27 protein-coding genes and 1 tRNA gene are annotated in these 24,843 nt (G+C 63.7%); 14 read left to right on the top strand and 14 right to left on the bottom strand.

Annotated features, from left to right (window positions below):
• Positions 1-104: 104 nt before the first annotated feature.
• Both ACZ2HM_RS17795 and ACZ2HM_RS17790 read left to right on the top strand, forming a co-directional pair.
• Positions 105-1,475 (top strand): class II 3-deoxy-7-phosphoheptulonate synthase, encoded by a 1,371-nt coding sequence (locus ACZ2HM_RS17795; protein WP_037476258.1) that lies wholly within the window; start codon positions 105-107, stop codon positions 1,473-1,475.
• 484 nt (positions 1,476-1,959) lie between these two features.
• On the top strand, positions 1,960-2,208 hold the full coding sequence (locus ACZ2HM_RS17790) for a hypothetical protein (protein ID WP_470425850.1): 249 nt from the start codon (positions 1,960-1,962) through the stop codon (positions 2,206-2,208).
• Between the two features lie 315 nt (positions 2,209-2,523).
• On the opposite strand, the gene ACZ2HM_RS17785 is transcribed toward ACZ2HM_RS17790, so the two are convergent.
• Positions 2,524-3,309, bottom strand: coding sequence for a TerC family protein (locus ACZ2HM_RS17785; protein ID WP_076605509.1), 786 nt, complete (start codon positions 3,307-3,309; stop codon positions 2,524-2,526).
• Positions 3,310-3,452: 143 nt separating this feature from the next.
• Here ACZ2HM_RS17785 and ACZ2HM_RS17780 point away from each other — a divergent pair, with 143 nt between their 5' ends.
• The 3 genes from ACZ2HM_RS17780 to ACZ2HM_RS17770 all read left to right on the top strand — a co-directional run bounded on the left by ACZ2HM_RS17780 (position 3,453) and on the right by ACZ2HM_RS17770 (position 7,709).
• On the top strand, positions 3,453-4,370 hold the full coding sequence (locus ACZ2HM_RS17780; RefSeq protein WP_470425849.1) for a tetratricopeptide repeat protein: 918 nt from the start codon (positions 3,453-3,455) through the stop codon (positions 4,368-4,370).
• Between the two features lie 106 nt (positions 4,371-4,476).
• Positions 4,477-5,493: a class 1 fructose-bisphosphatase gene (locus ACZ2HM_RS17775; protein WP_069065199.1), complete on the top strand. Its 1,017-nt coding sequence runs from the start codon at positions 4,477-4,479 to the stop codon at positions 5,491-5,493.
• 374 nt (positions 5,494-5,867) lie between these two features.
• Positions 5,868-7,709, top strand: coding sequence for an acyltransferase family protein (locus ACZ2HM_RS17770; protein ID WP_470425848.1), 1,842 nt, complete (start codon positions 5,868-5,870; stop codon positions 7,707-7,709).
• Here ACZ2HM_RS17770 and ACZ2HM_RS17765 read toward each other — a convergent pair whose 3' ends face one another.
• On the bottom strand, positions 7,710-8,603 hold the full coding sequence (locus ACZ2HM_RS17765) for an N-formylglutamate amidohydrolase (RefSeq protein ID WP_470425847.1): 894 nt from the start codon (positions 8,601-8,603) through the stop codon (positions 7,710-7,712). It lies immediately after the preceding gene.
• Between the two features lie 123 nt (positions 8,604-8,726).
• Between ACZ2HM_RS17765 and cpdR the strand changes: the two genes are divergently transcribed.
• On the top strand, positions 8,727-9,104 hold the full coding sequence (gene cpdR / locus ACZ2HM_RS17760; protein WP_037476250.1) for a cell cycle two-component system response regulator CpdR: 378 nt from the start codon (positions 8,727-8,729) through the stop codon (positions 9,102-9,104).
• 4 nt (positions 9,105-9,108) lie between these two features.
• On the opposite strand, the gene ACZ2HM_RS17755 is transcribed toward cpdR, so the two are convergent.
• Entirely contained in the window at positions 9,109-10,440 is a 1,332-nt protein-coding gene (locus tag ACZ2HM_RS17755) for a dicarboxylate/amino acid:cation symporter (RefSeq protein WP_069065202.1), read from the bottom strand.
• Between the two features lie 128 nt (positions 10,441-10,568).
• Between ACZ2HM_RS17755 and ACZ2HM_RS17750 the strand changes: the two genes are divergently transcribed.
• Both ACZ2HM_RS17750 and ACZ2HM_RS17745 read left to right on the top strand, forming a co-directional pair.
• A tRNA-Val gene (locus ACZ2HM_RS17750) sits at positions 10,569-10,643 on the top strand.
• Positions 10,644-10,745: 102 nt separating this feature from the next.
• The gene (locus ACZ2HM_RS17745; protein WP_470425846.1) at positions 10,746-11,369 is read left to right on the top strand and encodes a 5'-methylthioadenosine/S-adenosylhomocysteine nucleosidase; all 624 of its coding nucleotides are present in this window, start codon (positions 10,746-10,748) and stop codon (positions 11,367-11,369) included.
• Here the strand turns inward: ACZ2HM_RS17745 and ACZ2HM_RS17740 are convergent.
• From ACZ2HM_RS17740 to petA, 4 genes are all read right to left on the bottom strand, one after another.
• Positions 11,366-11,902 (bottom strand): adenine phosphoribosyltransferase, encoded by a 537-nt coding sequence (locus tag ACZ2HM_RS17740; RefSeq protein ID WP_470425845.1) that lies wholly within the window; start codon positions 11,900-11,902, stop codon positions 11,366-11,368. The genes ACZ2HM_RS17745 and ACZ2HM_RS17740 overlap by 4 nt on opposite strands.
• Positions 11,903-11,984: 82 nt before the next feature.
• The gene (locus ACZ2HM_RS17735) at positions 11,985-12,833 is read right to left on the bottom strand and encodes a cytochrome c1 (RefSeq protein ID WP_470425844.1); all 849 of its coding nucleotides are present in this window, start codon (positions 12,831-12,833) and stop codon (positions 11,985-11,987) included.
• A gap of 14 nt (positions 12,834-12,847) precedes the next feature.
• Entirely contained in the window at positions 12,848-14,140 is a 1,293-nt protein-coding gene (locus tag ACZ2HM_RS17730) for a cytochrome b (RefSeq protein ID WP_037476240.1), read from the bottom strand.
• A gap of 11 nt (positions 14,141-14,151) precedes the next feature.
• Positions 14,152-14,718, bottom strand: coding sequence for a ubiquinol-cytochrome c reductase iron-sulfur subunit (petA, locus tag ACZ2HM_RS17725; protein WP_037476238.1), 567 nt, complete (start codon positions 14,716-14,718; stop codon positions 14,152-14,154).
• A 208-nt stretch (positions 14,719-14,926) separates the two neighbouring features.
• On the opposite strand from petA, the gene ACZ2HM_RS17720 reads away from it, so the two are divergent.
• From ACZ2HM_RS17720 to ACZ2HM_RS17710, 3 genes are read left to right on the top strand one after another with little or no spacing between them, the layout of a single operon-like run.
• A complete protein-coding gene (locus ACZ2HM_RS17720) occupies positions 14,927-15,385 on the top strand; it encodes a tRNA (cytidine(34)-2'-O)-methyltransferase (protein ID WP_470425843.1) in 459 nt (152 codons plus the stop codon).
• Positions 15,382-16,269: an oxygen-dependent coproporphyrinogen oxidase gene (gene hemF / locus ACZ2HM_RS17715; RefSeq protein WP_470425842.1), complete on the top strand. Its 888-nt coding sequence runs from the start codon at positions 15,382-15,384 to the stop codon at positions 16,267-16,269. The genes ACZ2HM_RS17720 and hemF overlap by 4 nt, the downstream gene beginning before the upstream one ends.
• A 4-nt stretch (positions 16,270-16,273) precedes the next feature.
• The gene (locus ACZ2HM_RS17710) at positions 16,274-16,873 is read left to right on the top strand and encodes a GNAT family N-acetyltransferase (RefSeq protein WP_470425841.1); all 600 of its coding nucleotides are present in this window, start codon (positions 16,274-16,276) and stop codon (positions 16,871-16,873) included.
• Here ACZ2HM_RS17710 and ACZ2HM_RS17705 read toward each other — a convergent pair.
• On the bottom strand, positions 16,855-17,649 hold the full coding sequence (locus tag ACZ2HM_RS17705; RefSeq protein ID WP_470425840.1) for a DUF7847 domain-containing protein: 795 nt from the start codon (positions 17,647-17,649) through the stop codon (positions 16,855-16,857). The two genes, ACZ2HM_RS17710 and ACZ2HM_RS17705, sit on opposite strands and share 19 nt — an antisense overlap.
• A gap of 77 nt (positions 17,650-17,726) precedes the next feature.
• Here ACZ2HM_RS17705 and lipB point away from each other — a divergent pair, with 77 nt between their 5' ends.
• From lipB to ACZ2HM_RS17690, 3 genes are all read left to right on the top strand, one after another.
• The gene (lipB, locus tag ACZ2HM_RS17700) at positions 17,727-18,422 is read left to right on the top strand and encodes a lipoyl(octanoyl) transferase LipB (protein WP_470425839.1); all 696 of its coding nucleotides are present in this window, start codon (positions 17,727-17,729) and stop codon (positions 18,420-18,422) included.
• Positions 18,423-18,481: 59 nt separating this feature from the next.
• Positions 18,482-18,751, top strand: a complete 270-nt coding sequence (locus tag ACZ2HM_RS17695) for a hypothetical protein (RefSeq protein WP_470425838.1) — start codon at positions 18,482-18,484, stop codon at positions 18,749-18,751.
• Between the two features lie 95 nt (positions 18,752-18,846).
• Positions 18,847-19,530 (top strand): hypothetical protein, encoded by a 684-nt coding sequence (locus ACZ2HM_RS17690; RefSeq protein ID WP_037476233.1) that lies wholly within the window; start codon positions 18,847-18,849, stop codon positions 19,528-19,530.
• Between the two features lie 6 nt (positions 19,531-19,536).
• Here ACZ2HM_RS17690 and queE read toward each other — a convergent pair whose 3' ends face one another.
• The 6 genes from queE to ACZ2HM_RS17660 all read right to left on the bottom strand — a co-directional run bounded on the left by queE (position 19,537) and on the right by ACZ2HM_RS17660 (position 24,714).
• Complete coding sequence (queE, locus tag ACZ2HM_RS17685) at positions 19,537-20,184, bottom strand: 7-carboxy-7-deazaguanine synthase (RefSeq protein ID WP_037476232.1); 648 nt, start codon at positions 20,182-20,184, stop codon at positions 19,537-19,539.
• Positions 20,185-20,195: 11 nt separating this feature from the next.
• Entirely contained in the window at positions 20,196-20,888 is a 693-nt protein-coding gene (gene queC / locus ACZ2HM_RS17680; RefSeq protein WP_037476229.1) for a 7-cyano-7-deazaguanine synthase QueC, read from the bottom strand.
• Between the two features lie 49 nt (positions 20,889-20,937).
• Complete coding sequence (locus ACZ2HM_RS17675) at positions 20,938-21,342, bottom strand: DUF3617 domain-containing protein (RefSeq protein WP_037476227.1); 405 nt, start codon at positions 21,340-21,342, stop codon at positions 20,938-20,940.
• Between the two features lie 141 nt (positions 21,343-21,483).
• Positions 21,484-22,437: an Hsp33 family molecular chaperone HslO gene (hslO, locus tag ACZ2HM_RS17670; RefSeq protein WP_470425837.1), complete on the bottom strand. Its 954-nt coding sequence runs from the start codon at positions 22,435-22,437 to the stop codon at positions 21,484-21,486.
• Between the two features lie 46 nt (positions 22,438-22,483).
• Positions 22,484-23,413: an ornithine carbamoyltransferase gene (gene argF / locus ACZ2HM_RS17665; RefSeq protein ID WP_470425836.1), complete on the bottom strand. Its 930-nt coding sequence runs from the start codon at positions 23,411-23,413 to the stop codon at positions 22,484-22,486.
• Positions 23,414-23,517: 104 nt separating this feature from the next.
• Positions 23,518-24,714 carry an aspartate aminotransferase family protein gene (locus tag ACZ2HM_RS17660; RefSeq protein WP_037476223.1) on the bottom strand — a complete coding sequence of 399 codons (1,197 nt, stop codon included), beginning with the start codon at positions 24,712-24,714 and terminating at the stop codon, positions 23,518-23,520.
• Positions 24,715-24,843: the final 129 nt, after the last annotated feature.

Below are 24,843 nucleotides of genomic sequence, written 5' to 3'. Positions count from 1 at the left end.
GGATCATTGCGCGGCGCGCCCGTGCGGCTGCTATAAACTTGCCTTGAAGGGCGCGGCGGCGTAGGTGCGGCCCCTGTTTTTTTGGTTCATGTAGGAGACTCGTCGTGGCGGCGAAATGGACGCCGGATAGCTGGCGCGCGCACAAGGGCATTCAGATGCCCGCCTATCGTAATGCGGAGGCTCTGGCCGCCGTGGAGGCACAGCTTGGCCAGTTTCCGCCGCTCGTCTTTGCAGGCGAAGCCCGCAACCTGAAGGCGGATCTCGCCAAGGTCGCAGCCGGCGAATCCTTCCTGCTGCAGGGCGGCGATTGCGCGGAAAGTTTCGCGGAATTCCACCCGAACAATATCCGCGACACGTTCCGCGTGCTGCTGCAGATGGCGGTCGTCCTGACCTTCGCGTCGAAACTGCCGGTGGTGAAGGTCGGCCGCATGGCGGGCCAGTTCGCCAAGCCGCGTTCAGCCGACACCGAAGTGATCGATGGCGTCGAACTGCCCAGCTATCGCGGCGACAATGTCAACGACATCGCCTTCACCGCGCAGGGCCGCGAGCCGGACCCGCAGCGGATGGTGCAGGCCTATAACCAGTCGGCCGCCACGCTCAACCTGCTGCGTGCCTTCTCGACCGGCGGCTATGCCAGCCTGGATCGGGTGCATGGCTGGATGCTCGATTTCATGGGCCGCTCGCCCTGGGCCGCGAAGTTCGAACAAATGGCCGACCAGATCGGCCAGGCGCTCGACTTCATGCGCGCCTGCGGCCTGTCGGCGGAAACCGTGCCGCAGCTTGGCGGGACCAGCTTCTACACCAGCCATGAGGCGCTGCTGCTGCCGTTCGAACAGGCGCTGACGCGGCAGGACAGCCTGACCGGCGACTGGTATGACACGTCGGCGCATATGCTGTGGATCGGCGACCGCACCCGGTTCGAAGGGTCGGCTCATGTCGAATATCTGCGCGGCATCGGCAACCCGATCGGCCTCAAATGCGGTCCCAGCCTGGAGCCGGACGCGCTGCTGCGCCTGCTCGACACGCTGAACCCCGCGCGCGAAGCCGGACGGATCACGCTCATCACCCGCTATGGTCATGACAAGATCGAGGCGGGCCTGCCCAAGCTGGTCCGCGCGGTGTTGCGCGAAGGCCATCCGGTCATCTGGTCCTGCGACCCGATGCACGGCAATGTCGTCAAGGCCGCCAATGGCTATAAGACGCGTCCGTTCGACCGCATCCTGGCCGAAGTGCGCGGCTTCTTCGCCGTCCATCGGGCGGAAGGCAGCTTCGGCGGCGGCATCCATGCCGAAATGACTGGGCAGAATGTGACCGAATGCACCGGCGGCGCCATCGCCATCACCGACGAAGGCTTGGCCGACCGCTACCACACCCATTGCGACCCGCGCCTCAATGCGGCGCAGAGCCTGGAGCTGGCCTTCCTGCTGGCCGAAATGCTCAACGAAGAGCTGAAGGAACGCCGCGCCGCGGCGTGAGGGAATAGCTGGCGTTTTACACCCCTCCCGCAAGCGAGCGTCGGGTCGGTCATGCCCCCGGCATGACCTGAACAGTCCGGGGGACTGTTCACCCGACGCTGGGCAGCGAGACTTAGGCGCGCAGCGCCTTAGTCGCAGCGGGGTGGGCCAACGCACCCTCGCGCAAGCCCACCCCCTAACCCCCTCCCCTTGCAGGAGGGGGAACAGCCGCCACAAAAATCCCCAAGTTTCAGGGACAATAGTTTCTGGCTAAGTTGGGTAGATTGCGGACACTCATCAACGCCATCACCCCGGACTTGATCCGGGGTCTATAAGCCTCAGCCTGTCAACGACTTGGCACCCGTGAGCTAATGGATGCCGGGTCAAGCCCGGCATGACGGAACGGGGTGGTTTGCGGACGGGCGGCTTTTCCTGTTCGTCACTCTCATGCTACGTCGATGCAATGAAGCCGAACCAATACGCACAAGCCCACGCGTGGGATGCGATGATCCGCATTGCCGTCTTGGGCTTTTTATTCCTTAGCGCCTTTATGGCTGTTAGTTCAGCCATCGTTATCAGTGTGTTGGATCACTCTGAGGATGCTAATATTTTGCAAGGTGGGCTTCTCTTATTCGGAACGGCGGCATTCGGCGTGGCCTTGGGTTTCCGAAAATCGGAGCGGCTGACGTGGAAACATTGGCTCATCATCTGTTCACTGGCAGCACCCGGAGCGCTTTACACGTTCGCCCACTAACGTCCGTAAATGGTCGCTTCAGCCACCGGTCCCCTCCCCCATCCAACAACCTTCCAATGTAGGATAATCTCTGATCTATCCTGCCAGATGGAACCCCCGCGCCGCCTTTCTAAATCCCCCACATCAGCCCGGCCCCTGTCGCCGCACTGCCGCGCGACCGTCGCGTCAGCGTTGCATCGCTGTCGCGTCGCTGTGACCCACCCGTTACCCAACCGGCGCGTCACCGCGTCTTCGCAACCGCTTCGCCGTTACGATTGCCCCGAAAAACCCGACGACGGTGTGAACTTCGCCGCTGTGACCTTAGCAGGCGTGACCTTAGGCCCCGCCCTTCCGCTTCTGCGCGCGCCGCGCAAAGATGTTCAGGCACTCGACCAGCGTCGAGAACGCCATTGCCGCATAGATATAGCCCTTGGGCACATGCACGCCAAAGCCATCGGCGATCAGCACCGCGCCGATCATCAGCAGGAAACCGAGCGCCAGCATCACCACGGTCGGGTTCTTGGCGATGAAATTGGCCAGCGGATCGGCCGCCAGCACCATCGCCGTCACCGCGACCAGCACCGCAATCACCATGATCGCCAGATTGTCGGTCATGCCAACGGCGGTCAGGATCGAATCGAGCGAGAAGATCATGTCGAGCAGGATGATCTGCACGATCGCGCTGCCGAATGTGATGGTGGCGACGCTTTTCTTGTCCAGCACATCGTCGCCGCCCGCCGGATCGACAGTGTGATGGATTTCCTTGGTCGCCTTCCAGATCAGGAACAGGCCACCGACGATCAGGATGAGGTCGCGCCAGGAAAATTCGGTTTCGAACGTCGGAGCGCCATATTCGTTCAACGGACCGCTGATGCCCAGATCGAACACCGGCGCGGTCAGCCCGACGATCCAGGCGATCATCGACAGCAAGACCAAGCGCATGCCGAGCGCCAGGCCGATGCCGATGCGCCGCGCCTTCTGCCGCTGCTCGACCGGCAGCTTGTTGGTCAGGATGGATATGAACACCAGATTGTCGATGCCCAGCACCACTTCCATCACCACCAGCGCAATCAGCGCGGCAATGGCGGTGGGGTCGGTAAAAGCGGCAATCAGACTGTCCATGATGATCCTTCCACGCTGCCATTTGGCACGCCACCGAAACGGTCGATCGCGCGACCGGTTCCCATCAAGATGCACCGTCATCCGCTTGATCGCATGCAGGCACGAGCTTACAGGAGAGCCGGGCAAAAAAGGGGGGAAATATCGTGCGGCCAATCGTCGGGTTCACCATCATAGCGGCAGCCATGGCGGCCAGTACGCCGGTTCAGGCGGAGGTCTTTGCGATGACCGGCCATTTCCCGGCCCCCTATCGCGCCGTCAGCCTGCTGCGCAGCATCGGCGTCGATCGCATCGCCGGGCGCGACGGCACCGCACTGGCCTTGGCGATCGAACAGAAATTGAGCCGCGCCGGGCCGGATGGACGCCCCTATTATGCCGTCATCGCCCTGTCGCGGCGCGGCCCCGATGCGGATGGCATCATCACCGGCCTCGCCGATGCCAGCGTGCGCGAAACCGATGTGAAGCGGCAGGTCGAAGTCTGTGCCGAGGGCACTGACCAGAAATGCACCAAGAAGGAGAAGGTCGAGGCCCTGTGCCTGCAGGAAACGGTGACCTTCGCCCCGACCTTGCGGATCGCCCGCGTCACAGACGGCCAGATCCTCTATAGCGAAACCCGCACGCAAACCGACACGATCGTCACCTGCCCCAAGGACAAGTCCAAGCGCACCCCGCGCCAGAGCATCGATCGCATGGTCCGTACTGCGGCGGATCGACTGGCCGACGACATCATCCCGCGCCACGAAAATTACCGCATCCGCCTGCGCGAAGAACGCGACGGGATGGACAAGGCCATGGTCCAGCGCTTCCGCGACAGCATCAAATCGTCGCAGCGCGATCCGGTCGCCGCCTGCGGCGAATGGGCGGCGATGGACGGCGACCGGCCGGGTCATCCCTCGCTCCTGTTCAACCTTGGCCTCTGCGCCGAACGCGATGGCGACTATGACGGCGCGGAACGCCTCTATGCCCAAGGCCCCAAAGGTGGCGCTTTTGCCGAAGGGGTCGAGCGGGTCCGCGCCCTCTCGGTGGGCCGCGCCGACGCTGCGGCACGCGCACGCGGCGAGTGACGCGGCGGCTGGACTTGACGGGGCGACTCCCGTAGCGAAGGCGCGTTCCGATTTTCAAGCGCCGCGGCGTCCTGTCGCGGCGCCTGCCCTTTACGAAAGGCGGCCCATGGCAAGAACCACCCTCACCCGTTTCCTGATCGAACAACAGCGCTTGGCCGAAGCCCTGCCCGCCGAATTGCGCCTGCTGATCGAAACCGTGGCGCGCGCGTGCAAGACGATCAGCCATGCCGTCAGCAAGGGCGCGCTGGGCGAAGTGCTGGGCAGCCTGGACAGCGAAAATGTGCAGGGCGAGGTCCAGAAGAAGCTGGACGTGATCGCCAATGAAATGCTGCTCGATGCCAATGAATGGGGCGGCCATCTCGCCGCCATGGCGTCCGAGGAGATGGAGACGATTCACCGCATCCCCAATCGCTATCCCAAGGGCGAATATCTGTTGCTGTTCGATCCGATCGACGGGTCCAGCAATATCGACGTCGACCTGTCGGTCGGCACGATCTTCTCCGTGCTCAAAGCCCCTGAGGCCTGCGCCGGTCGCGAAGTGACGGAGGAGGATTTCCTGCAGGACGGCCGCGCACAGGTCGCGGCGGGCTATGCCATTTACGGGCCGCAGACTCTGCTGGTGCTGAGCGTCGGCACGGGCGTCTATGAATTCACGCTCGACCGCGAAGTCGGCAGCTGGGTGATGACCGACGCCAATATGCAGATGCCGCAGGGCAAGTGCGAATTTGCCATCAATATGTCGAACCGCCGCCAATGGTCGCCCGCCGTGGCCCGCTATGTCGAAGAGCGCGTCATGGGCGGCGCAGGGCCATGCGGCCAGGATTACAACATGCGCTGGACCGCCTCCATGGTGGCGGACGTGCATCGCATCCTCAAGCGCGGCGGGATATTCCTCTATCCCTACGACCATCGCAATCCGGGCAAGGCCAAGCTGCGGCTGATGTATGAAGCCAATCCGATGAGCTATCTGATCGAGCAGGCGGGCGGCGCGTCGAGCGACGGGTTCCAGCCGATCATGGACGTGCCCGCAACCAGCCTGCACCAGCGCGTCGGCGTGGTGCTGGGCGATCGGGCCGAAGTGGAAGCGGTGGTCGCTTATGGCCGCGAAATGGCCACCGCATAGGATAAAAAGAAAATGGGGGAGAGCGCACGCAAGCGCTCGATCCCCCAACTATGCCCCGCCTGCCGGTCTTACCGGCGGCCCCTCTCCAGAAACATGTTATATGGCGCGGCAACAGCGAGGGATGCCTAGCCCAAGCCGAAGACAAAAAAAAGGCTGATCGTGAGACCAGCCTGAAAAGTTTAGGAGAGGATGCCTGAAAGGCACAGTCTTAGTGCCAGCGGGGCGTATTCTTCGCAAATGCGAAGGGTGAAGCTGCAATTGCGTAAACTGCAATCGTGTCCCGTCTCCTCGCCGCGAATCGGGTAAAGCAAATATCAGGGCTTTGGGCGTAGGCCCGCGCCATGCATGGAAAGGCAGAACAGATAGGCGCGCGCATGACCCGGCCCCACCGCCGCGACATAGACGGCCTGCGCGCGCTCGCCATCCTGCCGGTCTTGTTCTTCCACGCCCATGTGCCGGGCTTTTCGGGCGGCTATGTCGGCGTCGACATCTTCTTCGTGATTTCGGGCTATCTGATCACCGGCATCATCGCCCGCGACGTCGATGACGGCCGCTTCTCGCTGCTGCGCTTCTATGAGCGGCGCTTCCGGCGAATCATGCCCGCCCTCGCCCTGATGATCCTCGCCGTGCTGGGCCTGTCGGCCTGGCTCTACCTGCCCGGCGATCTGGAGGGCGTACCCAAATCCGCGCTGGCCGCGACGCTGTTCGTCTCCAACCTGTGGTTCTTCACCGACACCGGCTATTTCGCTGGCGGTGCGGACGTGAAGCCCCTGCTCCAGACCTGGTCGCTGGCGGTGGAGGAACAATATTATATCGGCTTCCCGATCCTGCTGATGCTGCTCGCCCGCTTCGGAACGCGCACGCGCGCAGGCGTCGTGGCGGCCATCGGAATAGCATCGCTGACCCTATGCATAGTCATGCAGCGCGACACGACAGGCCTCGCCTTCTACCTGCTCCCCACCCGCGCCTGGGAATTGCTCGCGGGCGCGCTCCTGGCACTGGGGGTCGTTCCGGCAATCCGGGCGCGCTGGCTGCGCGAAGCCGTCGCTTGGGCTGGCCTATTGGCGATCGGCAGTGCGGTCCTCCTCTATGACCGCAACACGCTATTCCCCGGCGTCGCAGCCCTGGCACCCGTGCTGGGCGCAATGGCGCTGCTCCACTGCGCGCCGGGAACGATCGCAGGCCGCGCCCTTGCCCTGCCCCCGCTGGTCGGCATAGGCCTGATCTCCTACTCGCTCTATCTGTGGCACTGGCCGCTGATCGTCTTCACGGAATATGCGACCGACCTGCCGCTTTCGGGCGGAACCCAGCTCGCCGTCATCGCCGCATCGCTGGCCATCGCGTCGCTATCCTGGCGCTTCGTCGAACAACCGTTCCGCGATTCGGCCCGCATGCCGCCCCGCACCATCTTCCGCTTCACCGGCGCGGCCATGGCGCTGCTCTGCGCCCTATCGCTGGCCCTGCTGGCGATGGGACCATGGTCCTCACGATTTTCATCCACCGTTCTGGCGCAGATCGCCGGACGCAGCGACATCAGCCCGGACCGCAAGCGCTGCCACGACACCTATATGCGGGGTGCCAACCCCTGCGTCCTCGGCGCAACGGTCCGGCCCGACGCCATGCTGTGGGGCGACAGTCATGGCGTGGAACTGGCGCATGTGCTGGCGCAGGACGCGCGCGCACAGGGCCAGTCGCTGATCGAGCGGACGACGTCGAGTTGCCCGCCTGTGTTGGGCTATGAGGCGAAGGATGCCCGCTGCGCCGCGGCAAACCGGGCCGCTTTCGAAGCAATCCGCGCCGACCCAAGACTGCGCCGCATCTACCTCGCCGCCTTCTGGGCCAACGGGATATTTGACGATCCCGCTTTCGTGGCGAAACTCGACCGCACCATCGCCGCCATCCGCGCCGAAGGGCGGGAGGTCGTGCTGATCGGCGCGGTCCCACCCCAACCCTTCGACGTTCCCCGTCACCTCGCCCATCTGGCACGGGCCAACATGCTGGACAGCGCACAAGGGGTTGAGCGGGCGCAAGTGGAAGCGCGCATCGTCAATCTTCGCGCGCTCTTCACCCGCTGGCAGGCGCAGGGTGTGACGCTGATCGATCCCGTGGCGCGGCTATGCGACGCGCGCGTCTGCGCCATCGAGCGGAACGGCCAACCGCTCTACTTCGATTCGCACCATCTGAGCGTTGCCGGTGCGCGCGCCGTCATTGGCTGATCATTCGGCCGCCAGCGCATAGTCGGCACGCGGCAGTTCGACTGCCAGCGCCTGGGCAATCGCCTGCACCAGCGCGCGCATCCGCGCGATCCCCGGCCCCGGCCGGTCCAATGTCGCGTCCAGATAGAGCGTCCGGTCGATCTCGATCTGCAGCGCATGCAGATCGCGCTCCGGTCGCCCATGCCGTTCGATCAGATAATCGCCCGCATAGGGGCTATTGATCGCCACCAGCATGTCGTGCCCCGCCGCCACATCCGCCGCCAGCGTCGTCAATCGGCTCGACGCGCTGCGACCGAACCGGTCGCCCAGCACCAACCCCGGCGCGGGACAGCTCGGCGACGACGGCGGTAGCGGCGGCATGGAATGAAGGTCGACCAGGACGGCATGACCATGGGCATCCCGCCCCGCCGCCATCAATTGCGCGAGCGTCGCATGATAGGGCCGGTGGACCATATCGATCCGCCGCTGCACCTCCGCCCAGCTGATCGGCCCGCGCCACAATTCCGGTGCGCCAGGCAACCAACGCGGCAACAGGCCAAGCCCGCCCCGCAGTTTCGCGCTCGTCTGCAAGGCCACCATATGCGGCAGGTCGGAGAGCATCGCCGGATCGACCTCCCGATCGTGCCGGTTAAGGTCGATCAACGCGCGCGGCGCACGCGCCACCAGCACGGTAAAGCCCTGCGCGATCAATGGATGCACCAACAGGTCGACCCAGCGATCCTCCAGCCGCCGCAGCATTTCCGCCCGGACACGCGCCTGCGCCAGCAAGGCGGGCGGATAGAGCCGCCCGGCATGGGGGACGGACAGGATAAGCGGGCGATCGGGAATCGCGGGGCCATAAAGATCGAAGGCCGGGTCGCTGTGCGTCGGCGCGCGCGGCGGGCTGTCGTCCAATGGCGCTCCTTTCAACGATCCGGGCAAAAATCGTGGCTTGGCTGGATAATATTTACACCTTGTCGCATATATCACGGCTTCGCGCCACCCGTGGGGGTCGCGGAGGATATGAGAGTGGGGGCGATGGTTCGCATATTATTGGCCGAAGACGATGAGAGCATGCGCGTCTATCTGGCCCGCGCGCTGGAACGGTCGGGATATGAGGTCGTCGCGGTCTCGACGGGGACAGAGGCGGTGCCGCATATCCGCACCGACCGGTTCGACCTGTTGCTGACCGATATCGTCATGCCGGAAATGGACGGCATCGAACTGGCCCAGCATGCCGCATCAGTGGCACCGGACATGCGAATCATGTTCATCACCGGTTTTGCCGCCGTCACCTTGCGCGCGGGCAAGGCTGTGCCGCAGGCCAAGGTCTTGTCCAAGCCCTTCCACCTGCGCGACCTGGTGCTGGAGGTCGAGCGGATGTTCAGCAGCGAAAGCCTGACCGGACTGACGTGATCCTCTAGTCGGGGACGACTTCTTCCATGTCGGGCGTGGGATCGAGCGCGATCCCGGCCATCGCGGCATTGAACCGCTCGCGGTCCAACCCCTTTTCCCACGCCGAAACCACGACGGTCGCCACAGCATTGCCGATGAAGTTGGTGAGACTACGGCATTCGCTCATGAAGCGATCGACGCCCAGGATCAGCGTCATGCCCGCGACCGGCACCGTTGGCACGATCGACAGCGTTGCCGCCAATGTGATGAAGCCTGCCCCGGTTACGCCGGCCGCGCCCTTGGAGGAGATCATCGCCACCAGCAGCAGCAATATCTGCTGCTCCAGGCTGATATCGACATTGCAGGCCTGCGCGATGAACAGCGCCGCCAGCGTCATGTAGATATTGGTGCCGTCGAGGTTGAAGCTGTATCCGGTCGGCACGACCAGACCCACCACCGACTTGCGGCACCCGGCCCGTTCCATTTTCTCGATGAGGCTGGGCAAGGCCGCCTCCGAGGAGGATGTCCCAAGAACCAGGAGTAGTTCGGCCTTCAAATAGCGGATGAGATGAAGGATATTGAACCCCACCGCCCAGCACACACCACCCAGAACCACCAACACGAACAACAGCGACGTCAGATAGAAGGTCGCGACCAGCCCGGCTAGATTGGCGAGCGTCCCGACGCCATATTCGCCAATGGTGAAGGCCATCGCGCCGAACGCCCCGATCGGTGCGGCCTTCATCAGGATCGACACCAGTTTGAACACCGCATGGCTGGCGGATTCGAGCACGGTCATCAGCGGCGCAGCCTTGTCGCCGATCAGAGTCAGCGCGATGCCGAACAGGATCGCCACGAACAGCACCTGCAGGATATTGCCGTCCGCCACCGCCGACACCATGGTCGCCGGAATGATGTTCATCAGGAAGCCGGTCAGGCTGCTCTCATGCGCCTTGTTCGCATAATCGGCGACCTGATTAGCATCCAGCGTCGCCGGATCAATATTGAGGCCGGCCCCCGGTTGCACCACATTGGCGACAATCAAGCCCACGATCAGCGCCAGCGTCGAAAAGGTCAGAAAGTAGCCAAAGGCCTTGGCCGCGACCCGGCCGATCGCACCCAGTTCCTTCATGCCCGCAATGCCGGTCACGATGGTGAGGAAGATGACCGGCGCGATGATCATCTTCACCAGCTTGATGAAGGCCTCGCCCAAGGGCTTGAGCTGGACCCCGGCGTCAGGAAAGAAATGGCCGATCGTCACACCCAGCGCGATGGCGATCAGCACTTGGACATAAAGCTGCCGGTACCAGGGCAGGCGCGGCGTCGTCTGAATCGGCGAGGATGGCGATGGCAGCATAAGTCTTGGCGTCCCCCTGTTTGCGCCGCAGCATATGGGCCACCCCTGCGCTGTCCAGAAGAATATCGAGGCCAGGCATTTTCCCGCTTGCGCCATCCGATTCGCCCGGCTAAAGGCCCAACTCCCGTGGGCGTGTAGCTCAGTGGTAGAGCACTGTGTTGACATCGCAGGGGTCGCAAGTTCAATCCTTGCCACGCCCACCATGACAAAGCCCGTCACCTGTTTTCAGGTGGCGGGCTTTCTCTTTTGCGGTGCCGCTGCCGCCGGGCTATGGGCGGTGCGGCATGGGCAAGGGGCGAACAAAGATGGCAGGCTGCGAGATCGTTTCGGGCAAGCGCCTGCTGTTCGTGATGGCGGCGGAAGCGGAATATGGCGCACATCTGCGCAGCCGGTTTACGCCGCTGATGACAGGCGTGGGACCGGTAGAGGCCGCACTGGCGACGGGGATCGCCCTTCAGGATATGGCGCGCCAAAATGCGCTTCCCGATCTGGTCGTCTGCCTCGGTTCGGCCGGATCGCGAAACTGCGGCTTGGGCGAGGTGGTTCAGGTCGCCAGCGTCTCCTGGCGTGACATGGATGCTTCGCGCCTGGGCTTTACCAAAGGCGTGACGCCCTTCATTGACCATCCCGTTGATGTGCCGCTGATGACGCCGCTGGCGGTGCCGAGCGCGCGGCTTTCAACGGGCGCGAATATCGTCGGGGGCGAGGAATATGCCGCGATCGACGCCGACATGGTCGACATGGAGACCTTTGCGGTGGCGCGGGCCTGCGCCCGCTTCGACGTGCCGCTGATGGGCTTGCGCGGCATTTCCGATGGGCCGGGCGAACTGGCGCATATCCATGGCTGGATGGAATTATTGGGATTGTTGGATGAGCGACTTGCGGCAGCGGTGGACCTGCTGCCGGAGGCCCTCGCGAAAGGTCTTTAGTCGCCCTCGAACGCGATGATCGCCTGCGCGGCGATGCCGTCGGCTTCCAGCGCCGCCATCCCGCCAAGATCGGACAGGTCGATCGCGAAAAGCGCCATCAACACGCTCGCCCCCTGCTCACGCAGCAATTGCGCAGCGGCGAGCGCGGTGCCGCCCGTGGCGATCAAATCATCGACCAAGAGAACGCGCGTGTCCGCTGGAACCTGTCCTTCATGCAGTTCCAGCCGATCCGTGCCATATTCCAACACATAATCGATGCCGACCGTCTTGCCCGGCAGCTTGCCCGCCTTGCGCACGGGCACGAAGCCCTTGCCCAATGCCAGGGCGAGCGCGGCACCCAGGATGAAGCCGCGCGCTTCGATGCCGACGATCAGGTCTGGGTCCAGCGGCCGCGCGATCGACGCCATGCGCTCGACCAGTTCCGTCAGCCCTGCGCTATCCGCCAGCAAGGTCGTGACGTCCCGAAACTGGATGCCGGGTTTGGGAAAATCGGGGATCGTGCGGACGAGGCCCGCCAGCGTGTCGATGCTCATGCTGTCTCCATAAGGAAAGAGGGCGCGGTTCCCAGATGAAACCGCGCCCCCTTCATAATCCTTGTTCTTGCGGACCAGTCCGTCAGGCCGCCTTCTTCTTCTCCGCCCAGATATTCTGGTAGGACATATAGGCGAGGCCCGTGGCGATCAGCAGGAAGATGATCGTCGCCAGACCCGCACGGCGGCGATTTTCCAGCTTGGGTTCGGCGGTCCAGGTCAGGAAGGCCGAAACATCCTTCGCCATCTGGTCCACCGTCGGCTTGGTGCCGTCGCTATAGGTCACCTGGCCTTCGGCCGTCAGCGGCGGCGCCATGGCGAGGTTCAGGTTCGCGAAATAGGGGTTGTAGTGCAGCCCTTCCGGCGTCTTGGAGTCCGGGAACTCCTTGAGCAGCGCGGCGGGTTGCGCCTGATAACCGGTCAGCAGCGAATAGACATAGGCGCTGCCGTGATGGCGAGCCTTGGTCATCAGCGACAGGTCTGGCGGGATCGCATTGTTGTTCGCCGCAGCCGCCGCGACATTGTTCGCGAAGGGCTTGGGGAAATAGTCCGCCGGCATCGGCTCGCGGGTCGAGGCTTCGCCCGTTGCCGGATCGACCGAAGGAGCCTTGATCGCCCACTGCTTGGCGATCGCCTTCACTTCGGCTTCGTTATAGCCCAGCGCTTCGAGATCGCGGAACGCCACGAACTTGAGGCTGTGGCAGGCCGAGCAGACTTCCTTGTAGACCTGGAAGCCGCGCTGCAGCTGCTGCTTGTCATAGCCACCAAGCGGTCCATCGAACGAGAAGGCCACATGCTTGGGAAGCTCGTGAAACGCCTTTTCCACAGTGGGTACTGGTGGTTCGGAGACATAAGCCACCGCCCCCATGAGGAAGGAGACCAGCAGCCAGCCCGCGAAGAAGAGGCCGACGAGAAATGCGCCGATGCGTACCATGTTACGTCTACCCCTTATTCGGCCGGGACCGCGACGGTTGCGCCGTCGGTCTTGCCATATTTCGCCAGCACGGCCTCGGTGATCGAACCGGGCAGCGGCAGCGGCTTTTCAAAGCGCGAGATCAGCGGAAGGATGATCAGGAAGTGCGCGAAATAATAGGCCGACGCGACCTGCGAGATCATCACGAAAGGCTCTTCAGCCGGCGCGCCGCCGCAATAGCCCAGGATCAACACGTCGAGGATCAGGATCCAGAAGAACTTGTTGAAGGTGGGCCGATACTTGCCCGACCGCACCGGCGAGGTGTCGAGCCAGGGCAGGAAGAAGAGCAGCAGGATCGATGCGAACATCGCCAACACGCCCAGCAGCTTGGCGGGGACGAAGAAGAAGTCCACGGTGAAGGCGCGCAGGATCGCGTAGAAGGGCCAGAAATACCATTCCGGCACGATATGCGCGGGCGTCGAGAGCGGGTTCGCCTCGATATAGTTGTCCGGGTGGCCCAGGAAGTTGGGTGCGAAGAACAGCAGGGTGCAGAAGGCGATCAGGAAGATGCCCGCGCCGAAGCCGTCCTTGGCCGTGTAATAGGGATGGAACGGCACAGTGTCCTGCGGCCCCTTCACTTCCACGCCGGTCGGGTTCGAGGAACCGGGAATATGCAGCGCCCAGATATGCAGGATGATGACCCCGGCAATCACGAACGGCAGCAGGAAGTGCAGCGAGAAGAAACGGTTGAGCGAGGCGTTGCCAGGGGCAAAGCCGCCCAGCAGCCAGGTCTGGATCGGTTCGCCGACGACCGGGATCGCGCCGAACAGGCCGGTGATCACCTTCGCGCCCCAATAGGACATCTGACCCCAGGGCAGCACATAGCCCATGAAAGCGGTCGCCATCATCAGCAGGAAGATGACGAGGCCAAGCAGCCATACCATCTCGCGAGGCGCCTTGTAGGAGCCGAAATAGAGGCCGCGGAAGATGTGGAGATAGACGACGATAAAGAAGAAGCTGGCCCCGTTGGCGTGGGCATAGCGCATCAGCCAGCCCGCATTGACGTCGCGCATCGTCTGTTCGACGGTGCTGAACGCCACCAGGTCATTGGCACCATAATGCATCGCCAGGACGACGCCGGTGATGATCTGGATCATCAAGGCGAGGCCGGCCAGGACGCCGAAGTTCCAGAAATAATTGAGATTGCGCGGAACGGGATAGCCCGCACCCACAGCGTTATAGGCAAGACGCGGAAGCGGCAGCTTCTCGTCGATCCACACCATCACCGGATTTTTCGGCGTATATTGCTCAGCCCAGGGAAAGCTCATCGTTTCTTACCTCAGCCTACGAGAATGGCGGTGTCGGAAGTGAAGCTGAACTTCGGCACTTCCAGGTTGGTCGGCGCGGGGCCTTTACGGATGCGCGCGGCGGTGTCGTAGGACGAACCATGGCAGGGGCAGAAATAGCCGCCATATTCGCCCTTATTCTCACCTTCGCCAGCGCCCAGCGGCACGCAGCCCAGATGCGTGCAGACACCCATGGTCACCAGCCACTGCTTCTTGCCATCGACCGTGCGCTCTTCGAGCGTCTGCGGATCGCGCAGCGTGGAAGGATCGACCTTGTCGGCTTCGGCGATTTCCTTTTCCGTCAGCTGGCGCACGAACAGCGGCTGGCTGCGGAATGTCGTCTTGATCGCCTGCCCCGGCTGGATCGCCGAGAGATCGACTTCCGTCGATGCCAGCGCCAGCACGTCCGCGCTGGGGTTCATCTGGTCGATCAGCGGCAGCACGACGGCAACCGCGCCGACCCCTGCAAAACTCACCGCAGCGATATTGATGAAGTCGCGACGGCGGACCCCATCTTCGCCGGGTAGACCCGTGCTGTCTGTATGTTCAACGCTGGCCATGCACCTCAACCCTTGCAAGAACGTCCCTGGTCCCGCCGCAATGCCGTGAACGGCCCTGTTTATCAAGGGTGATGGGTAACCATATGATATGGCCCCCGCCGTCCCCCCGGCGTGGTTCGCGGGCCTGATAACCCCAGTGCGCGCTCTTTGCCAACAGCAAAGTCACGCAAGCTATGACAATTTGCCGCAGTGCATTATGGGCTCCCTCATGCGTATCGCCCTTTATCAGCCCGAAATCGCCGGCAATGTCGGTGCCATCCTGCGTCTGGCGGCCTGTTTCGCCGTGCCCGTGGACATCATCATGCCGACCGGATTCGCCTTTTCCGACGCTCGCCTGAAGCGCGCGGCGATGGACTATGGTGCAGCGGCGGAGGTCGTGCGGCACGCCAATTTCGAGGCCTTCGATGCGGATCGTCGCGCCAATGGGCGCCGGCTTCTGCTGATGAGCAGCCATGCCTCGCAGCGGCTGCCCGACGTTGCATTTCGCGGTGACGATGTCTTGTTGATGGGGTCCGAAAGCGCGGGCGTCCCCGATGCCGTGCGGGATATGGCCGATATCCGGGTGCGGATTCCCATGGCACCGGGCTTTCGATCCTTGAACATCGCCGTTTCCACGGGCATCGCCGTCGCCGAAGCCCTGCGCCAGACCGGAAAGTTCCCGCAATGACCCCCGCTCCCACGCCTATCGTTCCCTTCACCCTCGATTCTCGTCAGCAGGCCGCCCGCGCCTGGTTCGAATCGCTCCGGGACCGCATCTGCGCCGCGTTCGAAGCGATCGAGCGGGAGGCGGGCAGCGACGCCAGCTTCGCCTACACCCCCTGGGACCGCGAGGCCAAGGATCAGGCACCGGGCGAAGGCGGCGGTGGTGTGCGTGGCGTGATGAAGGGCAAGGTTTTCGAGAAGGTCGGGGTCAATATCTCGACCGTGGGTGGCGAGTTCGCCCCTGGCTTTGCGCAGAGCATCCATGGCGCGGCGGAGAATCCAGCCTTTTTCGCCACCGGAATCAGCCTGGTCGCGCATATGGCCAATCCGCATGTGCCCGCCGTGCATATGAATACGCGCTATCTGGTGACGACCAAAAGCTGGTTCGGCGGCGGGGCAGACCTCAACCCTCCATTGCCGCGCGAAGAAGATACGGCGTATTTCCATGAAGTGCTCAAGGCCGCCTGCGGCGCGCATGACCCGGACCATTATCCCCGGTTCAAGGATTGGGCCGACGAGTATTTCTTCATCCCCCATCGCGGCGTCCATCGCGGGGTCGGCGGCATTTTCTACGATCATCTCGAATGTGCCGATGATGCGGCATTCGACGCGAATTTCGCCTTTACCCGCGCCGTCGGCGACGCCTTTCTCGACGCCTATCCGCCGATCGTGCGGCGGCGCATGGATGAAGATTGGACCGAAGCGGACTATGCCACGATGCTGGAATGGCGGGGCCGCTATGCCGAATTCAATCTGGTGCATGATCGCGGCACGCTGTTCGGCCTCAAGACCGGCGGCAATATCGACGCCATCCTGATGAGCCTGCCGCCGATGGCGAGCTGGAGCTGACGCCATGGCGCTGATCCCGGTCGATCCGGCCATGGTGGCGGCGATCGTCACCCATTTGGAGATGCGGCAGAAGCCGCGCCCTGCGCCGATCCCGCCCTCGCCCCTGCGACTCGTGCGATGGAAGGTGCCCAAGCTCGACAGCTATCGCGCGCTGTTCCGCCGGGTGGGGGAGCCGTGGCTTTGGTTTTCGCGGCTGATCATGCCGGACGAATCGCTCGCCGCGATCATCCATGACCCGGCAGTCGAGGTCTATGCCGTCACCGACCCGCGCGGGATCGAGGTCGGATTGCTCGAACTGGATTTCCGCTCGATGCCCAATTGCGAACTGGGCTTTTTCGGGCTGGTGCCGCAACTGAACGGCAAGGGTCACGGACAATGGCTGATGGCGCAGGCCAAGGCGCTCGCCTGGCGCAAGGGCGTCGAACGTCTATGGGTCCACACCTGCACGCTCGACAGTCCAGCGGCCCTTGGCTTCTATATCAAGGCGGGGTTCGTCGCCTATAAGCGCGAAATCGAGACCTTCGCCGACCCACGCCTCGCCGGGATATTGCCGCGCGACGCAGCGCCCCATGTACCGCTGCTGGATCAGCCCGCGGTCGCCTGACGATAAAGGCGCGCGAGCATCACCAGCATATAGACCTGGATCACCGTCGAGACGATCGCCCCGGCAATCCCGCCAGCCAGCCGCGCGCCGTCAGGCCCTGCAAGCAAGCTGCCCAGCAAACCTAAAATCGACTGCGCCGCCGATGCGACGATGGCGGACAGCAAGGTCAGGATCAGGATGAAGGCCAGCAGCCGCCAGAAATGCCCGCGCGTGAGCGCCCAGGCGCGGCGGAGCGATTCCTTGACCCCTGCGCCGCTATCCAGAACGACCGGATTGAGCAGCATCAGCCGCACGCTGGCGAAAAGCGCGATGCCGACCATGACGAAGCCAAGCAAAAGCCCAAGTGAGGCACCAGCCGCCTTCGATGCCAGCGAGACGATCACCGCCACGAGGATGATCGTCATCAGCAGGCCGAACAATGCCCCCAGCACCACCAGCGCGGTGCCAAGCAGCACGGGCAGGCGGTTCAGACTGAGCCGCAGCGCCTCCCCCACCGAAATGCCGGGGCGCAGCGCGAGCGCAAACAGGCTGAGCGATCCGAACCAGATCAGGACAATGGCGATCATGAGGCCAATGCCATAACTGGCCGGGACATCGGGCATCGTGTCCATCTTGGGCGCGAGCGACCATGCGGCCAATTCCGGTGGCGTCATTTCCTGAAGGATAAGGCCAGGCAGCGCCACGAACAGCAGCGCGACGGGAAACAGCAATGTGGCTTCGCGGGCGACGAAGGCCACCGCTTCCTGCCACGCCTTGCCGATCGACATTGTCGCCATATCTTGTAACGCCTGACCTGTTCCCGAAAATATCGCGGAGACTTGATCGCTCGCTGTCTCCAAGTCAAGGAAGCGTCATGACGGCTCCCCTTCCCTTCCCCGACAGCGTCGAGTGGCGCACCGAAACCGCGCCTGTCGATTATCCTGCAGCCCTGGCCGAGATGGAGGCACGCGCTGCCGCGATCTACGCTGGCGAGGCGCGCGAACGGGTGTGGCTGCTGGAGCATGCGCCGCTCTACACCGCTGGAACCAGCGCAGACCCGGCCGAACTGATTGACGCGCGCTTTCCGGTCTATGATGCCGGGCGCGGCGGCCGCTACACCTATCATGGGCCGGGGCAGCGGATCGGCTATCTCAACATCAACCTCGGCGAACGCGGCAAGGATGTCCGCAATTTCGTGCATCATCTCGAAGGCTGGATGATCGCGGCGCTTGGCGATCTGGGCATAGCGGCACGGCGCGCGGACGGTCGGATCGGTATCTGGACCGATGACGCGCAAGGGCGGGAGGCCAAGATCGGCGCGCTGGGCATCCGGGTACGCCGCTGGGTGACGCTCCATGGCTTCGCGATCAATGTCGATCCTGACCTCAGCCATTTTACCGGCATCGTGCCATGCGGGATCAGCGACTATCCCGTGACCAGCGTCGTAGCGCTGGGGGGCGACGCTTCCATGGCCGCGCTCGACGCCGCGCTCAAGGCGCATTTCCCTGCCTTTCTCAACCGCTTGTCGCGGTGCGGCACGGGACTTGAGCAATGCGAAGCCGGTCGCTAGGGTCACGCCTTTCGCCGGGCGGGGGATTGCCGGGCATCGATGATCGCAAGGAGACCCGGATGCGCCGCCACATACTTGCCGCCCTGACCCTGTCGCTGCTGCCGCTGGCCGCGTGCGGCGGCGCGGACAAGACCGAGACCAAGGTCGAGATGAAGGACATGGAAGTTGTCGATGGCACCACCAGCGACGCCATGACCGACCTGGACGGAGTGCAGAGCGAAGGCACGGCGATCGCCTCGCCCGGCAACGCGGCTGCCAATGCCAGCAGCGCGGCACAACCCGCCGCCGAACCAGCCGGGGCGGAAGCGGAAGTCCTCTCCGACCAATAGGGCTGGCGCAATCATTCAGCCCTGATACAGTCGGCTTAGACACATATTCGGGCGATGCCCATTCATCGCACCCGTTCGTAAAAGGCCCTTATTGCATGACGTTCCGTACCGCGCTGACTGGCCTTGCCCTGGCCGTTGCGCCGATGCTGGCGCAACCCGCCGCCGCCCAATTTTTCTGGTCGCCACCTGACCTGTCCGCCCCGCCCCTGACCGATTCGGCCGCCGCTACCGCGCTTGGCCTGCCGGGGGCTACGGAGGCAGAGATTAAGGCCGGGCTGGTGTGGAACCTGCGCGCGGCGCTCAATGTCGCAGCGCTGCAATGCCAGTTCGAACCCACATTGCTCGCCATCGGCAACTATAACGCGATGATCGCGCATCATGACGCCGAACTGGATGCGGCGCAGGCCGGTATATTGAGCTATTTCCAGCGCACCGTGGGCAAGGGACGGCCGGGGCAGGCCGCGTCCGACCAATATGGTACGCGCATCTATTCGGGCTATTCGACCGTACAGGCGCAAAAGGGCTTTTGCCTGGCGACGGCCGAGGTCGGGCGCAAGGCGATCTTCGCCGATCGGGGCAAGTTGCATGAGGTAGCGCGCAGCGGTCTGGCTTCGATCAAAAAGTCGCTGGTTGCCGCGGGCGAGCAATATTATGGCACGCCGGGCTATGACTATGTGACCGCCCTGCCCTCCTTCGATCCCAAATGCTGGAAAAAGGGCGTGCTGCAACCCGTCTGCCATCAGGCGTGGAACGACAAGATCGGGGTTGCGAAACCTTAAAACGGATCAGCGCAGGCCCAGATATTTATGGGCCTGCACCGTCAAGCGCCAGCGCGGCCGATCCATGACCAGTGCGATACAGGCGCGGGCATTATCCTGGGCCTGGGGATCATCGAGCGGCTGGAGCAGATGATGGGTGAAGGCCCAAAGCTCCATCGCCGCGACATCGGCGACGCTGTGCCCGCCGCCCGGTTGCGGCCAGACGAGCTTCAACTCATCGCCTGACGTCTGCACGACCTCGCTCCCCGCCTTGGGGCTGATACAGACCCAATCGATAGCGGGATGGACGGGCAGCGTGCCATTGCTTTCGATCGCGATCGTGAATCCGCGCGCGTGGAGCGCCTCGACCAGCGCATCATCCACCTGCAACATCGGCTCGCCGCCGGTCAGAACGATATAGTGGCCCGCCTCGGCCGTGCCCCAAAAGGCAAGCGCGGCATCGGCCAGTGCATCGGCATCGGCGAACTTGCTGCCGCCATCGCCATCGGTGCCGACGAAATCCGTATCGCAAAAGCGGCAGATGGCGGTAGCCCGGTCCTGCTCGCGCCCGCTCCACAAATTGCATCCGGCAAAGCGCAGGAACACCGCGCGCCGCCCGGCCTGCACGCCCTCGCCCTGGAGCGTGAGGAACATTTCCTTGACCGCATAGCTCATCGCACGCCCTTTCAGGGCCGCGCGGCGTAGAGGGTGGGATCGGGAAGGCCCGCTTCCTGATACCCCTTTGACCGCAGGCGGCAACTGTCGCACAGGCCGCAATGCTTGCCGTCCGGCGTCGGGTCATAGCAGGACCAACTGATCCCGGTGTCGAGCCCCAGCCGATCCGCCTCCCGCACGATGTCGGCCTTGCTCATATGCTGGAGCGGAGCGTTGATGCGGATCGGGTGGCCTTCCACCCCCGCCTTAGTCGCCAGCGCCGCCATCGTCTGGAAGGCGTCGATGAACTCAGGGCGGCAATCGGGATAGCCCGAATAATCCAGCGCGTTGACGCCGATGAAGATGTCACTGGCCCCGGCAACTTCGGCCAGCCCCAGGGTCAGCGACAGGAAGATGGTGTTGCGCGCCGGGACATAGGTGATGGGAATGTCGTCGCCGACCCCGCTTTTGGGCACGGCGATGTCGGCGGTCAGCGCCGAACCGCCGAACGCAGTCAGATCAAGCGGCAGGACGATGTGACGCATCGCGTTCAAGGACTTCGCGACGCGCGACGCAGCCTGCAGTTCCACGCGATGCCGCTGATTATAATCGATCGACAAGGCGAGCAGACGATAGCCCGCCTCGCGCGCCAATGCACCCGCGACCATCGAATCCAGTCCGCCCGAAAGCAGGACGACGGCGAATTTTCCTTGATTGGCAACCATGGTTTCGCGCTACTGCCCCAATCGCGCCAGCGCAAGCATGGCGCTGCGCTTAGCGGCAGGCGCCAATGCGGCGCCCCTCCGCCACGAAGACGAAGGGCGCGCCATCGGCCACACCTTGCGAGCTGATCTGTATCAGCCGCGCGGTTTCGACGCGCAGGTCGGTGCGGCCATTGCCCGCCGCCGCGCAATCATAGGTGATGCTGGCGGCCTGGGCTTCATCGCTCACCACGAAGCTGCGGCAGGAGGCGCGGGCATGGCGTATCTGCAGCAATTGGCGCACGTCCGATACGCACAGCTTGCGGGTCTCCGCGCCCTTGCCCCGGCCGCGCAATTCCCATTCGCCCGGTTCCAGCGTCTGGAGCGCCGCGAGTTTTGGCGCATCCGCCGCACCGGCCCAGCTTGCTGCCGTCATCGCTGCCGCTATTGCGAGCGTGCGCCAAACCGCCTTTCCCATGATCTATATTCCCATCAAGGGTCACGCGCCATCTGGGCCGCAACCATCCCTGTCCGCCATGCCGTAGGATTACGGCATTTTGATAGCGCGAACCGGCTGCGCTGCCCAAATTACAAATATCGTTAGCGTAACGACACCGCGTCAGGCGAAGCTGTCGACCCGAAGCGGGAAGAGCCGTGAGCAGAAGGCGCAATCGACGCCGATAATGCCCTGCTCGTCGGCCATTTCGGCGCGATCATCGGGCGAGAAGCGGCCGATGACGTCGCGGATATGCGACAGGTCGCAGCGACATCCCTTGGCCAGCGGCGTGGGATCGGTTGCGCGGACTTCCTCTTCCTCATGGAACAGCCGCCAGACGATGTCGCTCAAGGGGAGCGACGTGTCCGTCAGTTCCTCGTCCTTGAGCGTCACCGCGAGCGCCTGCACATGCTCCCATTCGGGGTGATCATGGCGGACGTGCAGCCGTTCGCGGCCGACTTCGCCTTCGGGCAGATGCTGAAGCAACAATCCGGCGGCATAGCAACCCTCGCCCGGTTCGTGCCGGGTAGCGATGCGGATGACGCTTGGGATCTGCTCGGACTGGAAGAAATAATGTTCGGCCGCCGCACCCAGCGATTCGCCGTCCAGCGGCACGATGCCCTGATAGCGCTCGCCGGTGACGGACTGGTCGAAGGTGATGGCGAGATAGCCCTTGCCAAAGAGGCCGAACAAGGTCGGGTCGGGGCCAAGTTCTGCGAGCCGGTCGGCATCGAATTTGGCATAGCCGCGCAGATCGCCATTCTTGTAATCGGCGACCAGCAGGCGGACGACGCCATGTTCGGTCTGCGCCTGCATCGTCAATTGCCCGTCGGCCTGCTTGAGCGTCGCGCCGAGCAGCGCCGCCAGCACCAGCGCCGACGCCAGCAGCCGCTCGATCGCCGGGGGATAGGCATGGGCGGCCAGCACCTCGTCCAGCACCGGGCCGAGCCGCACGAGACGACCGCGCGCATGGCGCGAGGCTATGGTGAAGCCGATGGCATGGTCGACATGGGGGGCGATAGTCACATCAAGGCTCCGGTGATCCCGCAGGCGATGGCGCGGGGCGTAAGGCCGCATCGGACGATGCGGGCGAGCCGCCTAGATAGGAAGCCCGCCCGTAAACTCAACCAAGATGCCCCATGGCCCAGAGCAGTACCGATTTCTGGGCATGAATGCGGTTTTCCGCCTCGTCCCAGATCAGCGATTGCGGGCCGTCGATCACGTCGGCGGTCACTTCCTCGCCGCGATGGGCAGGTAGGCAGTGGAGGAATTTGGCCTGCGGCTTCGCGCCGGTCATCAGCGCGGGTGTCACTTGATAGGGCATCATCGCAGCCAGTTTTTCCTCGGCATGGGCCTGCCCCATCGAGATCCAGGTATCGGTGACGACGATGTCCGCGCCTGCGACCGCCTCTGCCGCATCGCGGGTCAGGCTGATGCGCGCACCCAGCGCCTGCGCCGCCGCCGCGAAAGATGCGTCGGGTTCATAGCCCTCCGGCACGGCAACGCGCACGTCGAACTTGAGCAGCCCCGCCGCTTCGATGATCGAGTGCAGCACATTATTGCCATCGCCCAGCCACGCCCATTGGCTGCCGGGCAAGGCCACGCCATGTTCGACCACGGTGAGCAGGTCGGCGACGATCTGGCAGGGGTGAGACAGGTCGGTCAGGCCGTTGATGACGGGGACGGTCGCATGATGCGCCATTTCCTCAATCTTGGCATGATCGTCAGTGCGGATCATGATGGCGTCGCACATGCGCGACAGGACGCGCGCCGTATCGGCGATCGTCTCACCACGGCCAAGCTGCGTCGTGGCCGAATCGAGGATCAGCGACGTGCCGCCCAACTGGCGGATCGCCATGTCGAAGGATACGCGGGTACGGGTCGAATTCTTCTCGAAGATCATCGCCAGTGTATGACCCGCGAGCGGTGCATCGGCATCGACGCGCCCCTTGGGCCAGGACGCTCGCGCAGCCTTCCGGTCGATGGCGTCAGCGATCATGGCGGCAATGGCATCGCCGCCTGCGTCGGAGAGATTCAGAAAATGCTTGGTCATGGTAAACACCCATCAGCCGTTCGGGCTGAGCCTGTCGAAGCCCTGCACTTTCCTAAAAGACAAGTGCAGCCCTTCGACAAGCTCAGGGCGAACGGAGGTCAGTCTTAAGCCGCCTTGGCTTCGACAAATGTCCGCGCACCGGCGGAGATTTTCTCGATGGCTTCGGCGATGTGGCTTTCCTCAATGACGAGGGGCGGCAGGATGCGCAGCACATTCTGCCCCGCCGACACGGTCAGCAGGCCATGATGGTCGCGCAGATGCCCCACGAAGCTGCGGGCGTCATGGCTGTCCTTGAGCTTTACGCCCAGCATCAGCCCCATGCCGCGCACATCCTCGAACATGTCGTCATGATTGGGGATGAGTTGTTCCAGCGCGGCGCGCAGACGTGCCCCCATCGCGGTGACATGGTCCAGAAACCCGTCGGTCAGCACTTCCTCGATCACCGTCAGGCCCACCGCCATGGCGAGCGGATTGCCGCCATAGGTGGTGCCGTGGGTGCCGAACACCATGCCCTTGGCCGCGTCCTCGGTGGCGAGGCAGGCACCCAGCGGGAAGCCCGCGCCAATGCCCTTGGCGACGGCCATGATATCCGGCGTGATGCCGAACTGTTCATGCGCGAAGAAGGTGCCGGTGCGGGCATAGCCGCACTGGACCTCGTCCAGAATCAGCAACAGGCCATGCTCGTCGCACGCCTTGCGCAAGCCGACCAGGAATTCCTTGGTCGCTGGCGTCACGCCGCCTTCGCCCTGCACCGGCTCCAGCAGGAAACCGGCCGTGTTGTCATCGATCTGCGCCAGCGCTGCGTCGAGATCATTGAACGGCACGACGGAAAAGCCGGGCAGCAACGGTTCGAATCCATCGCGCATCTTGGGCTGGCTGGTGGCCGAGATCGTCCCCAGCGTCCGCCCGTGAAAGGCATTGTCGAAGCTAATGATGTTATGCCGATGGGCGTTGCCATTGGCATAATGATAGCGACGCGCGGTCTTGATCGCGCACTCGACCGCTTCCGCACCCGAATTGGTGAAGAAGACGGTGTCGGCGAATGTGTTGTCGACCAGCTTCTGCGCCAGCTTCTCCCCCAGCGGCATGCCGTAGAGGTTCGACACATGCATCAGCGTCGCGGCCTGATCAGCGATCGTCTTGACCAGCTTGGGGTGACCATGGCCCAGCAGGTTGACCGCGATGCCGCTCGCGAAATCGAGATAGCGTTCGCCGCGTTCACCGATCAGATAGCAGCCTTCGCCTCGCACCGGACGGACATCGCACCGGGGGTAAACGGGCATGAGCGGCGTAATCGACATGAGCCTTCCCTTTCTGGCTTGATGCTGCGCGTCCTGGGCGCAGGAGATATAACGCAAAAAGGCGACCCCGCCGGGCCGCCCTCTGCGAGCATCGCCTATACAGGCGGCTTGGAAGGGGTGCAACCCCGC

It is taken from the genome of Sphingobium sp. KKT206 (assembly GCF_055640555.1).
This window is presented reverse-complemented; position numbering and strand designations above follow the sequence as displayed.